8 protein-coding genes and 1 pseudogene are annotated in these 11,864 nt (G+C 69.4%); 8 read left to right on the plus strand and 1 reads right to left on the minus strand.

The features are described from left to right. Window positions 1-380 precede the first annotated feature (380 nt). A pseudogene (locus PKD06_RS16015) lies at window positions 381-1,226 on the minus strand (IS630 family transposase); the annotation flags it as partial. Window positions 1,227-1,509: 283 nt separating this feature from the next. Between PKD06_RS16015 and PKD06_RS16020 the strand changes: the two are divergent. From PKD06_RS16020 to PKD06_RS16055, 8 genes are all read left to right on the plus strand, one after another. Then, window positions 1,510-1,818, plus strand: a complete 309-nt coding sequence (locus PKD06_RS16020; protein ID WP_324381816.1) for a DUF485 domain-containing protein — start codon at window positions 1,510-1,512, stop codon at window positions 1,816-1,818. Further along, on the plus strand, window positions 1,815-3,539 hold the full coding sequence (locus PKD06_RS16025; RefSeq protein WP_324381818.1) for a cation acetate symporter: 1,725 nt from the start codon (window positions 1,815-1,817) through the stop codon (window positions 3,537-3,539). Before PKD06_RS16020 ends, PKD06_RS16025 begins: the two co-directional genes overlap by 4 nt. Window positions 3,540-3,964: 425 nt before the next feature. Next, window positions 3,965-5,443 (plus strand): putative nucleotidyltransferase substrate binding domain-containing protein, encoded by a 1,479-nt coding sequence (locus PKD06_RS16030; RefSeq protein WP_324381820.1) that lies wholly within the window; start codon window positions 3,965-3,967, stop codon window positions 5,441-5,443. Continuing rightward, a complete protein-coding gene (locus PKD06_RS16035; RefSeq protein ID WP_324381822.1) occupies window positions 5,440-5,658 on the plus strand; it encodes a hypothetical protein in 219 nt (72 codons plus the stop codon). The genes PKD06_RS16030 and PKD06_RS16035 overlap by 4 nt, the downstream gene beginning before the upstream one ends. Window positions 5,659-5,667: 9 nt before the next feature. Next, window positions 5,668-8,391, plus strand: coding sequence for a sensor histidine kinase (locus PKD06_RS16040; RefSeq protein ID WP_324381824.1), 2,724 nt, complete (start codon window positions 5,668-5,670; stop codon window positions 8,389-8,391). Beyond that, window positions 8,388-8,810, plus strand: a complete 423-nt coding sequence (locus PKD06_RS16045) for a response regulator (RefSeq protein WP_324381826.1) — start codon at window positions 8,388-8,390, stop codon at window positions 8,808-8,810. Before PKD06_RS16040 ends, PKD06_RS16045 begins: the two co-directional genes overlap by 4 nt. Then, on the plus strand, window positions 8,807-10,984 hold the full coding sequence (locus PKD06_RS16050; protein ID WP_324381828.1) for a 3'-5' exonuclease: 2,178 nt from the start codon (window positions 8,807-8,809) through the stop codon (window positions 10,982-10,984). Before PKD06_RS16045 ends, PKD06_RS16050 begins: the two co-directional genes overlap by 4 nt. 448 nt (window positions 10,985-11,432) lie before the next feature. Further along, window positions 11,433-11,864 (plus strand): TniB family NTP-binding protein (locus tag PKD06_RS16055; RefSeq protein ID WP_324381830.1); only part of this gene is annotated, 432 nt, incomplete at its 3' end.

Below are 11,864 nucleotides of genomic sequence, written 5' to 3' on the forward strand. Positions count from 1 at the left end.
TGCTCGTAGCGATGTGGAAATACGTCAACGCCGGCGTCGTCATCGAAGGTGCCGTGCTCATCGCAGATTGAGCGCATTTGGAATCCATTCATGCCGTCTCCCAGGACTGGCCGGTCCTGGTGGATCCTTGGTTGACGAACCGCCCCCGGAACATGGCCTCAAAAGCCGCGGTTGAGAATGGTATCGTCTTCTTGGGCTCAAATCCGCCGCACGCGGGATGTTGGTACAGGCGTCTTCGCTCCTGACCGTATATAAGTTGGATCTGGTTCGTTCACGAGCCGCGTCATGCAACTGAGCTCATCCTATGGATCCGCAAGATATTGAGGAGGCGCTCCAGAATGTTGCCATAGCAAACGCTTTTCCGTTGCATCTCCCCATATAAGCTCCGGGGATTTGGAAGGCAGCGGCAGGAGCGTGATGTTGTCCGGCAGCTTGAGCTTGGGCGAGAGGTGCCAGCCGGCCTGGTCGAGCAGGAGAACGGCATGTGCGCCGGGCGGCACGGCGTGGGCGATCTCCTCCAGGTGCAGAGCCATGGCCTCGGTTGTGCAGCGGGGAAGGACGAGACCCGCAGCCTTGCCTTTGGCTGGGCAGATGGCGCCGAAGATGTAGGCCGACTGAGTGCGCTGGTCGCTCGGGGCCGAGGGACGGGTCCCACGTCTCGCCCATCGGCGGGTGATCTTGTTCTTTTGGCCGATCCGAGCCTCGTCGCAGAACCAGGCCTCTATCGGCTTGCCGCCGGCGTCGGTCGCGGCGATCTCGTCCAGACGGGCCGAGAACTCTTTATTAAAAGCGTCGGCGGCGGCCTCGCTCTTGGCATGGTGGCGCGGCCGGGCCGAGAGCTTCCGGAAGCCCATGGCGCGCAACTCGCGGCTCATGGTCTGCTTGGAGATCGAGGTCCGGAATTCCTCGAAGACCCAGTCCATCAGATCGACGAGACGCCACCGCACGACGCTGTGGATCGCCGGGATCGGTCCGTCCTCGACCACTTGGCGCAGCTTCTCGCGTTGCGCCCCGTCGAGGAGTGGGCGGTTCCCGGGGGCCTTGCCGTTCAACAACCCGGCCACGCCATCCCGGTTGAACCGTAGGACCCAATCGCGCACCGTCTGCAGCCCGACGCCGCCGATCGCGGCCGCCTCGGACCGCGACCCGCCGCCATAGATGGCCGCCGGGACAAGAAGACGTCGGGTCTGATCAGGATCACGAGAGTGACGGGCGAGGCCCCGCAGACGGACGGCATCGTAATCGGGACGGAGCGGAACGGGAGCGGCCGAGGCGAACCATCCAAGCTGACCGCCACTCTGATATCACGAGAGCCGGGCCAACGAAACCGTTCGAGAGTCAGCCTTCATGGGACCTAGTATAAAGTACGGGATTGTACGCACTAGCGCCCGGCCGCGCTCTGGTCCAGATTGCGGCCGCGGTGTCGTGTCGCTCGACCGGGGCACCAACGAGCAACGGGCAACAAAACGCGGCCCATGGAAACGCCATGGGTTGAGGAGGGGGACTCGGATGGATACATCCTTGGTCGATCGTATTACGGCCAATCCGGACTATCAGACGCTGAAATCCAAGCGCAACAGCTTCGGCTGGATGCTCACCTGGGCCATGCTGATCGTCTATTACGGCTTCATCGTGCTGATCGCGTTCAAGAAGGACGTGCTCGCCGCCCGCATCGGTAGCGGCGTGATGACCTGGGGCATCCCGATCGGCTTCGGCGTGATCGTGTTCACCATCCTGATCACCGCGCTCTACGTGCAGCGCGCCAACAGCGAATACGACGCCCTTGCCGAGAAGGTGAAGCGGGAGGTGCTGAAGTGAAGGCCGTGCGTCATACCCTCGGCGCGGCCGCGTCCGCCGCCACCCTCTCCCTGCTGCCGACCCTCGCCTTCGCGGCGGAGGCCATCGGCCCGACCGAGAAGCAGGCCACCAACTGGACCGCGATCGTCATGTTCGCCCTCTTCGTGGTGATGACCCTGTTCATCACCAAGTGGGCGGCGGCCAAGACCAAGTCGGCGGCCGACTTCTACACCGCCGGCGGTGGCATCACCGGCTTCCAGAACGGCCTCGCCATCGCCGGCGACTACATGTCGGCGGCCTCCTTCCTCGGCATCTCGGCCGCGGTGATGACCTCCGGCTTCGACGGCCTGATCTACTCGATCGGCTTCCTCGTCGGCTGGCCCATCCTCACCTTCCTGATGGCCGAGCGGCTGCGCAACCTCGGCAAGTTCACCTTCGCCGACGTCGCCGCCTTCCGCTTCGACCAGACCCCGGTGCGCGTCTTCGCCGCCTCCGGCACCCTGGTGGTGGTGGCCTTCTACCTGATCGCGCAGATGGTCGGCGCCGGCCAGCTCATCAAGCTGCTGTTCGGCCTCGAATACTGGATGGCGGTGGTCATCGTCGGCGTGCTGATGATGGTCTACGTGCTGTTCGGCGGCATGACCGCCACCACCTGGGTGCAGATCATCAAGGCCTGCCTGCTGCTCGGCGGCGCCTCCTTCATGGCGGCGATGGTGATGTGGCGCTACGGCTTCTCCCCCGAGGGGCTGTTCGCGGCGGCGGTCGGGATCAAGAGCGGCATCGCCGCCAAGCCCGGCGTCACCCCGGAGGCGGCAGCCGCCGCCGGCCAGGCGATCATGGGCCCGGGCAACTTCATCAAGGACCCGATCTCGGCCATCTCCTTCGGCATGGCCCTGATGTTCGGCACCGCCGGCCTGCCGCACATCCTGATGCGCTTCTTCACCGTGCCGAGCGCGAAGGAAGCGCGCAAGTCGGTGATGTGGGCGACCGGCTGGATCGGCTACTTCTACCTGCTGACCTTCATCATCGGCTTCGGCGCCATCACCTACGTGCTGACCAACCCCGAGTTCCTCACCCCCCAGGGTGGCCTCATCGGCGGCGTCAACATGGCGGCGGTGCACCTGTCGCATGCGGTGGGCGGCAACGTGTTCCTCGGCTTCATGTCGGCGGTGGCGTTCGCGACCATCCTCGCGGTGGTGGCCGGCCTGACGCTGTCGGGCGCCTCGGCGGTGTCGCACGACCTCTACTCGACGGTGATCAAGGGCGGCAAGGCCGACAGCGCCTCGGAGCTCAGGGTCTCGCGCATCACCACGGTCTGCCTCGGCGTGATCGCGGTGCTGCTCGGCATCGCCTTCGAGAAGCAGAACATCGCCTTCATGGTGTCGCTGGCCTTCGCGGTGGCGGCGTCGGCGAACTTCCCGGTGCTGTTCATGTCGGTGCTGTGGAAGGACTGCACCACCCGCGGCGCGGTGATCGGCGGCTTCCTGGGCCTTGCGGCCTCGGTGATCCTCACCGTCCTGTCGCCGTCGGTGTGGGAAGCCACGCTCGGCAATCCGGCGGGCTCGGCGCCGTTCCCCTACACCTCGCCGGCCCTGTTCTCCATGACCCTCGCCTTCCTCGGGATCTGGTTCTTCTCGATCACCGACAGGAGCGCCCGGGCCAAGCTCGACCGTGCCGGCTTCCCGGCGCAGGAAGTGCGCTCCGAGACCGGCATCGGCGCCGCGGAAGCGTCCGCCCACTGACCAGAGCCGCCGGGTTCCGGCCCGGCGGTCCGGTCCGACCTTCGGAGGCGGCGGTGCCGCCTCCCCCTTCGACCCGCCGCCGGCGGGTCGAAATCGTTTGGTACCCCGCGACGAGGCCGGTGGACTGGCCTTGGCGCAGCGTCCGTCCTCTAGAGGGTGATGACGCTTCGTTGAATCGTCATCACCCTCTATCTTTTTGTTTTAGCATGATCTTTTCCAAAAACCGGCATCCACTTCTTGGGATCATGCTCTAGTGTGCCGACATTGCGTGCGCCGATCCGGGATATTCCGGAGTTTCCGGCGACCCGCTCCAGGTCGTTTCATCGCAGCGATGACATGACCGAAGCTCTTGTCTGGCCGCATTTTCCTCACCCGAAGCCGGACCCGGCCCGGGTGAGGAAAATGCTCCAGAGTCCGGGAGGCCGATGCCCTTGGATACCGCGACGCCACATCCCGCCGCCGCCCGCGAGCGCCGGGAATTCGTCTCGCTCCTGTCCTCGCGGGTGCGCGACGTCTATGTCCGCAAGCCGTTCTTCGCCGATGCCGGCACCGACCTCGTCACCCTGTGCCGGGCGCTGTCCGAGCGCGGCCTCTCCGAGGCGCTGGTCGAGGAGAACGGGCGCATCGGCGTCTTCACCACCACCGACCTGCGCGACGCGCTGCTGCGGCCCGAGCCGCCGACCCGCCTCGCGGTGCGCGAGGTGGCGACCTTCGACCCGTGGTCGGTCAGCCTCGACGACGAGCTCTACGACGCCTTGATCCTGATGCTGCGCCACCGGGTCCACCGGGTGGTGGTGCGCGACGGCACGGCGATCGTCGGCGTGCTCGGCCAGCTTGATCTGATGGCCTTCGTCGCCAACCACTCGCACATCATCGCCCTGGAGATCGCCAATGCCGGCGACGTCGCCGCGCTGAAGGCCGCCGCCCGGCAGATCGACGGCATGGTGGCGGTGCTCAATGCCGACGGGGTACGGGTGGAGGTGATCGCCGGCCTCGTCGGCGAGCTCAACCGGCAGGTCTTCCGCCGGCTGTGGGAGATGCTGGCGCCGGAGGACCTGCGGGCCCATTCCTGCCTGATCGTCATGGGCAGCGAGGGCCGCGGCGAGCAGATCATCAAGACCGACCAGGACAACGCCCTCATCATCGCCGACGCCTACGCCTGCCCGGATCTGGAGGCCATCACCGAGGCCTTCACCGCGGCGCTGATCGACTTCGGCTATCCGCCCTGCCCCGGCGGCATCATGCTGAGCCGGCCGCTGTGGCGCCAGCCGCTGGCCGCCTTCAGGCAGACGCTGCGCCAGTGGGTGCACGGCCCCGACGGCGGCCTCCCGCCCGGCGGCCGCGACGACGGGCCGATGAACCTCGCCATCTTCCTCGATGCGGTGGCGGTGGCCGGCGATGCCGGCCTGCTGGCCGAGGCGGAGGCCTATCTGGAGCGATTGGTTGCCGCCGACGCGCCCTATCTCGCCCGCTTCGCCCGGGCGGTGGACCAGTTCCGCGAGGAGGGCGGCTGGTGGTCGCGCCTGCCGGGCCTGCGCGGACGCGAGGCGGCGGAGATCGACATCAAGAAGCTCGGCATCTTCCCCATCGTCCACGGGGTGCGGGCGCTGGCGCTGGAGCACCGCATCACCGCCCGCGGCACCGTCGACCGGCTGAAGGCGCTGCGCGAGGCCGAGGCCCTCGACGACGCCCTCGACCGCGACCTCGTCGAGGCGCTGCGCTTCCTCATGGGGCTGAAGCTGCGCAGCAACCTGCGCCAGATCGCCGCCGGCCGGCCCCCGGGCAATACCGTGCGCCTCGCCGACCTCGGCACGCTGGAACGGCAGGCGCTGAAGGATTCGCTCGCCATCGTGCGCGAGTTCAAGGCCTGGCTGTCCCGCCACTACCGGTTCGACGCCCTGTGACCGGCGGCGCCCAGACCCCGCCCCCCACCGGCGGCAAGCCGCGGCCGGGCACGCTCGTCGCCTTGTTCGGCGCCGGGGTGGTGCTGTTCAACGCGCCGCTGCTCAGGATCTGGGACAATGGCGGCACTGTTTTCGGCCTGCCGCTGCTGCCGGTGGGGCTGTTCGCGGTGTGGGCGCTGCTGGTGGTCGCCATCGCGCTCGCCAGCGAGGGCTGAGGCGGCGCCATGATCTCCGGCACCACGGTCATCGCCGTCTCCCTCCTCTACCTCTTGGTGCTGTTCGCCATCGCCGCCATCGCCGACCGGCGGGCGGCGGCGGGGCGCTCCCTGATCGGCAATGCCTGGGTCTACGCCTTGTCGCTGGCGGTCTACTGCACCGCCTGGACCTATTTCGGCAGCGTCGGCCGGGCGGCGGCGGGGGGCGTGTGGTTCCTGCCGATCTATCTCGGGCCGATGCTGGCCATGCTGGTGGCGTGGCTGGTGGTGCGCAAGATGATCCGCATCGCCGCCCTCTACCGCATCACCTCCATCGCCGACTTCATCGCCTCGCGCTACGGCAAGAGCCCGGCGGTGGCGGCGGTGGTGACGCTGATCACCGTCATCGGCCTCCTGCCCTACATCGCCTTGCAGCTGAAGGCGGTGTCGGTGGGCTACGACGTGCTCACCAGCGGCGCCGCCCGGCCGGTGAGCGCGGTGCCGGTATGGCAGGACGGGACGCTGGCGGTAGCCCTGGCGCTCGCCGCCTTCACCATCCTGTTCGGCACCCGCCATCTCGACAGCGCCGAGAAGCACGAGGGGATGGTGGCCGCCATCGCCTTCGAATCGGTGGTCAAGCTCTGCGCCTTCCTCGCGGTGGGGCTGTTCGTCACCTACGGCCTGTTCGACGGCCTCGCCGACATCTGGGACCGGGCCCAGGCCCTGCCCGGCATCGGCGAGCTGATGCGGCTCGGCCCCGAGGGCTCGTTCCGCGGGCCGGAATGGTTCACCCTCACCGCTTTGTCCGGCCTGTCGGTGCTGCTGCTGCCGCGCCAGTTCCAGGTGATGGTGGTGGAATGCAAGGACGAGCGCCACCTCAAGCGGGCCACCTGGGTGTTTCCGGCCTATCTGCTGGCCATCAACGTCTTCGTGCTGCCGCTGGCGCTGGGCGGACTGGTGCTGTTCGGCCGCAGCGCCAATGCCGAGGCGTTCGTCCTCACCTTGCCGCTCGCCGCCGACATGCCGGCGCTGGCGGTGTTCGCCTATGTCGGCGGGCTCTCGGCCGCCACCGGCATGCTGATCGTCGAGACCATCGCCGTCTCCACCATGGTCTGCAACGACCTGGTGATGCCGGCCCTGCTGCGCCATCCGCGCTTCGGCGCCGGGGCCAAGGGCGACCTTGCCGGGCTCATCCTCAACATCCGCCGCACCGCCATCCTCGCCATCCTGCTGCTCGGCTATCTCTATTTCCGCGTGGCGGGAGAGGCCTATGCGCTGGTCTCCATCGGCCTCATCTCGTTCGCCGCGGTGGCGCAGTTCGCCCCGGCGCTGCTCATCGGCCTCTACTGGCGCGGCGGCACCCGCACCGGGGCGCTGGGCGGGCTCATCGGCGGCTTCCTCGTCTGGGCCTACACGCTGATGCTGCCCTCGGTGGCGAAGTCCGGCTGGATCGACGCCACCATCCTCACCGACGGCCCGGCCGGCCTCGCCCTGCTCGCCCCGGAGGGATTGCTCGGCCTCACCGGCCTCGATCCGCTCTCGCATGCGCTGTTCTGGAGCCTGCTGGTCAATCTGGGCCTCTATGTCGGCCTGTCGCTGTGGCGCACCCCTTCCGGCCGGGAGGCGAGCCAGGCGCTGCTGTTCGTCGACGTCTTCACCCGCGGCCGCTCGGACGGCACCGCGGCGCCGGTCTTCTGGCGCGGCCGGGCCCGGCACGACGACCTGATGGCGCTCGCCACCCGTTTCCTCGGCCCGGAGGCGGCCCGCTCGCTGGACGAGGCGCGGGCCGCGCTCACCGGCCCCGAGGCCGATGCCCGCCTCGTCGACCTGGTGGAGCGGCGGCTTGCCGGCGTCGTCGGCAGCGCCTCGGCGCGGGTGCTGGTGGCCTCGGTCGCCGACGAGGCGCCGCTCGGCATCGCCGAGGTGGCGCAGATCCTGGAGGAGGCCTCGCAGCTGCGCGTCTATGCCCGGGCGCTGGAGGAGAAATCCCGGGCGCTGGAGGAAGCCGGCGCCGAGCTGCGCGCCGCCAACGCCAAGCTGATGACCCTCGACCAGCTCAAGGACGACTTCATGTCGTCGGTCACCCACGAGTTGCGCACCCCGCTCACCGCCATCCGCGCGGTGGCCGAGCTGATGCGCGACACCCCCGACATGGACGAAGAGCAGCAGGCGGAGTTCCTCGCCATCATCATCGCCGAGAGCGAGCGCCTCGGCCGGCTGGTGAACCAGGTGCTCGACCTCGCCAAGATCGAATCCGGCCATGCCCAGTGGGTCATCACCGACGTCGATCTGGCCAGGCTGGTGCGCGATGCCGCCCGCTCGGCGGGCGAACTGTTCCGCACCCGCGGCGCCCGCCTCGAGCTCGACATTCCCGATACCGTGCCGCAGGTGCGCGGCGATCCCGACCGGCTGACGCAGGTGGTGCTGAACCTTCTCTCCAACGCCGCCAAGTTCGTGCCGGCCGAGACCGGCCTCGCCCGCCTCACGGTGCGCGTGGAGCCGGCGAGCGTTCTGGTCTCGGTCGCCGACAACGGCCCCGGCGTGCCCCTCGCCGATCAGGACGGCATCTTCGAGAAGTTCCATCAGGCCGGCGACACCCTCGCCCATCCCGGCGGAACCGGCCTCGGCCTTCCGATCAGCCGCGAGATCGTGGATCATCACGGCGGAGAACTCTGGCTGGAGTCAGAACCGGGCAGCGGGGCGACCTTCGCCTTCCGACTGCCCCTGCCGCCGGAGACGGAGGACACGCCATGACCAAGGATGCACGCCCGCCAAGGGTGCTGGTTGCCGACGACGAGCCCAACATCGTCGTCTCGCTCCAGTTCATGATGAAGCGCGAGGGCTACGAGGTGTTCGTCGCCCGCGACGGCGTGGCGGCGCTGGAGGCGATCCGGCGCGAGCGGCCGCGGCTGGTGCTGCTCGATGCCACCATGCCGGGCATGAGCGGCTTCGACGTCTGCGCCGCGGTGCGGGCCGATGCGGCCCTGCGCGACATCCGCATCCTGATGCTCACCGCCAAGGGCCGCGCCGCCGACATGGCGCGCGGCGTCGGCGCCGGGGCCGACGCCTACATCACCAAGCCGTTCGATACCCGCGAGCTGGTGCAGCAGGTGCGCGACATGCTCGCCGCCCCGCCGTCGGCCGATCCGTCGTCCGCCGGCCTTCCCGCATGAAGCCGCATACCCGCCGCACCCTCGTCACCGCGGCGGCGCTGCTGGCGCCGGGCATCGGCATCGGCCTGTGGGCGCTGGTCGCCGCCGCCCTGTTCCTCGCGCCGCTGGATGCGGAGGGGCGGGCGGGCATCGTCGCCGCCCTGGCCCCGGCATTCGACCACCACGGGGTGATCCTGTTCGCCTGGTGGCTCGCCGCCGCCGCCCTCGCGGCGCTCGGCATGCGGCGGCTCGTCGCCGGCTATCTCGTCGCCCCTGCCCGCCTCGCCGAGGCGGCGCAGGCGCTGGCCGGCGATCCCGCCGCGCCGGAGGTGGCGACGCAGGGCCCGGCCCCGGTGCGGATAACGGCGGCGGCGCTGAACGCCCTCGCCGCCCAGCGCCGCACCCTCAGCAAGGACATGGAGCGCCTCGTCGCCGAGGCCAGCCGCGACGTCGCCCAGCAGCGCGACCAGCTCGGCACCCTGATGGCGCAGCTCCAGCAGAGCGTGGTGGTCTGCAACCACGAGGGCCGCATCCTGCTCTACAACGCCCGGGCGCTAGCGCTGGTGCGCCGGCTCACCGGCACCGCCAGCGGCGCCTCCGGGGCGGAACTGATCGGGCTCGGCCGCTCCATCCACGGGGTGGTGGATCGCGCCCTCATCGCCCATGCCCGCGAGATCATCGCCCGCCGCGTGGCGCGCGGCGAGAGCGAGGGCGTCTCGGCCCGCTTCGTCACCACCACCCCGTCGCGGCACCTTTTGCGGGTGCTGCTGGCGCCGGTGGGCCGCGCCGCGGCGGAGGCGGAGACGCCGGGCGGCTTCGTGCTGCTGCTCGACGACATCACCGACGCCTACGAATCCGAGACCCGGCGGGACGCCACCCTCACCTCGCTCACCGAGGCCAGCCGGGCGGCGCTGGCCAGCATGCAGGCCGCCCTCGACATGCTGGACTATCCCGACCTCGCCCCCGAGGAGCGCGAGCAGTTCCAGGCGGTGGTGCGCGAGGAGGTCACCGGCCTCGGCCGCCGCCTCGCCGACCTCGCCGCCGACGCCGCCCGCGACCTCAAGACCCGCTGGCCGCTGCAGGACATGCAGGCCGCCGACCTCCTCGCCGCCATCGCCCATCGCATCGCCGAGGAGACCGGCCTCACCCCCCTCGCCGAGGAGGCCGCCCCCGACCTCTGGCTCAGCGTCGACAGCTTCGCCCTCATCGAGGCGGTGGCGTTTCTCGCCCGCAATCTCGCCGAAAGCCCGCGCGGCCTCACCTTGCGGGCGGAGCGCGCCGGGGCGGGAGCGCATCTCGACCTCGGCTTTTCCGGCCCGCTGCCGGCAGCCGAGACGCTGGCCGAGTGGCAGAGCGGCTCCATGCGCAGCGCCGAAGGCGCTCCCGCGCTCTCCGTGCGCGACGTCGCCGAGCGCCATGACGGCGCGGTCTGGTTCGAGCGCGATCCCGGCGGGACGGGCGGCGCCTTCCGCTTCCTGCTGCCGCCGGCGGAGACGCAGGAGCCGCCGGCCTCCGCCCTCGCCTCGGACGATGCGCGCCCGGCCTATTACGATTTCGACCTGTTCGCCGCCGCCGCCGGCAGCCGGGCGCTGGACGACCAGCCGCTGGAGGCCCTTGCCTATACGGTATTCGACACCGAGACCACCGGCCTCGACCCCTCGGGCGGCGACGAGATCATCCAGTTCGGCGCCACCCGCATCGTCAACGGCCGGGTGCTGCGCGGCGAGTGCTTCGACGCGCTGGTGGATCCCGGCCGCTCGATCCCCGAGGCGGGGATCGCCGTCCATCACATCACCCCGGACATGGTGCGCGGGCGCCCGCGCATCGGCGCGGTGCTGCCGGCCTTCCACGCCTTCGCCGCCGAAACCGTGCTGGTGGGCCACAACGTCGCCTTCGACATGCGCTTCCTGAAGCTGAAGGAAGCCGAATGCCGGGTGGCGTTCGACCAGCCGGTGCTCGATACGCTGCTGCTCGCCGGCATCGTCCATCCCAATGCCGACCAGCATGCGCTGGAGGCCATTGCCGGACGGCTCGGCGTCTCGGTGAGCGGGCGTCACTATGCGCTCGGCGACGCGCTGGTGACGGCGGAAGTCTTCCTGAAGCTCATCCCGCTGCTGCGCCAGAGGGGGATCGAGACCCTCGGCGCGGCGCGGGCGGCGGCGGAGCAATCCTGGCACGCCCGGCTGAAGTACTGAGAGTCTTCTCTGATTGGGGTTGTTGCGGTCAAGCTGCTCGTTCGTGTTTCTCCGGCTGTTTTCGTCCCCGTGGGTCACACGTTTCTCTTCGCGGTCGACACTGGGCCGCCGCATGATGGGGTCAGGAGGACGAGGCGTCTCAATCTGTTTCACGACCTTGCCGGTTTTCACCCGCAGGCTCGGAACTCTCAACGAGATCACCTCGTCCATCGTCCCCACGGGAACGATCCGGTCCGCCCTTGCGGGCGTATTCCGTGTGCTCGATCCTCCTGCCGTTCTGGCTGTTCAGGCTGGCGCGAGGCCGGCCTGCGTCTTGGCGCAGGCAGCCCCCAAACCGCATCAGGCGCAGGCATCGTCGTCGATGTCTTCTCCCGATCACCCCGTGCGCGCGCGCAACCCGCTCCCCATCGAAGATTGGTGAGGCAGGGTCGAGCACCTGACCGAGAGCTTGCGACCCTGGCTGCAGAAGCCCGCTGCCGAGCGCATCGCGTATCTGCAGGCGCCGCGTTGGATCGGGACGCAAGCTGCGCGGGACGGAATCGACACGCTGCTGGTGTGCCTCGATCGCCCGCCAACTCTGCGCACGCGCGGCGTGATGCTGATAGGACCCTACGCCAACGGCAAGAGCATGATCGCCGAACGCTTTACGGTCATGGATCGCCGCCGAGCGGACGCCGAGCGAGGCTCTCGCCGCATCGTGCTAGTCCAGACGCGTGAAGGCTCCGGCTTGGTCAATTTCTATGCCGGCATTCTGGCGGCGTTGGAGGCGCCGCAGCTCAGGGCGCGCGATACCTCAGCGAAAGCCGAGCAGCTGGACCGACTGCTACGCCTTGATGACGATGATCGCCTACGCCTTCCTCCAATCCCGCCGCCTCAGGGC

Source organism: Enterovirga sp., assembly GCF_035325185.1.
In the GTDB taxonomy this organism is placed as follows: Bacteria; Pseudomonadota; Alphaproteobacteria; order Rhizobiales; family Beijerinckiaceae; genus Enterovirga.